Source organism: Pseudoalteromonas sp. G5_S1_14_S5 (genome assembly GCF_054968605.1).
The window spans coordinates 1-882 of sequence record NZ_JBQKUM010000199.1 but is presented as its reverse complement, the minus strand read 5'-3'; the positions used below and the strand labels follow the sequence as shown (position 1 = coordinate 882).

Genomic DNA, 882 nt, shown 5'->3' with positions numbered 1-882 from the left:
TGGCGAGTTTACTAATATTCAACAATATGCATCTAATTCCAGCACGACATTGGCACAAGCGCCTACAAATGCGCACTATTTGGAGCTAGGATTTGAGACTGCACTTGACGATGGCTATTTTTCGGCAGAGATAAATAGACTTAACATTACTTTATTGAACCAACAACCGACATTAACTGTTCTTTCTGATTTACAGGATTTTATTAACGAAGATAGTGATGGCGATGGATTACGTAATTACTTTGATTCAAGGTCACAAAATGAATATAACTTCTACGCTTCATATACGTTACACCCCGAAATTAATGAACATCTTCCTGTTGATACTTATCGAAATTATACTTATTTAATTAAAACAGATATTCGGATCGGCGCCAACGAAACTACACGATACCTTGTAGTACCCACTTGGACTTATGGTAGTTCTCGTCATCAAGCAAATCGATGGCCACATAATATATCACTAGAAATAAAAAATTATTTTAGCAGTGAAGGCGTAGCTTTTAGTCGTGAAAATTCTACCAGTGGGTATCTAAATTCCCTTAGCGGTATTGACTGGATGAAGCTGAACTATATAGAGCAGTGGTGGACCTTTGTTGATTATGTTCGTGTCGCAACGAATAACACAGCCCCTAGTAGTACAGATTATGCGGCAATAGGTTTCAGCTCACTGACTCAAGATCAGATCAATGAACTGAATATTGTTATTCTACAAAATCAAGCTACCCCTAATGAGTTTGATAAGATGAATGAGATGGTCACAAGTTATCTTCTCATTCATGATTACGCCAAAGATAGCGGCAATCCTATCACTGCAACCGCGCCTCAAAGTACGGATTATACCAACATAGGATTAACGCAGGATGTCAGCAGCGTCAGCGA

General features: G+C 38.5%; 1 protein-coding gene. It reads left to right on the top strand.

Translation table 11 applies throughout. From position 1 onward, the window contains the following. Positions 1-882, top strand: an 882-nt coding sequence (locus ACTRWI_RS22530) for a hypothetical protein (protein ID WP_499133919.1), incomplete at both ends; no start/stop codon positions are given.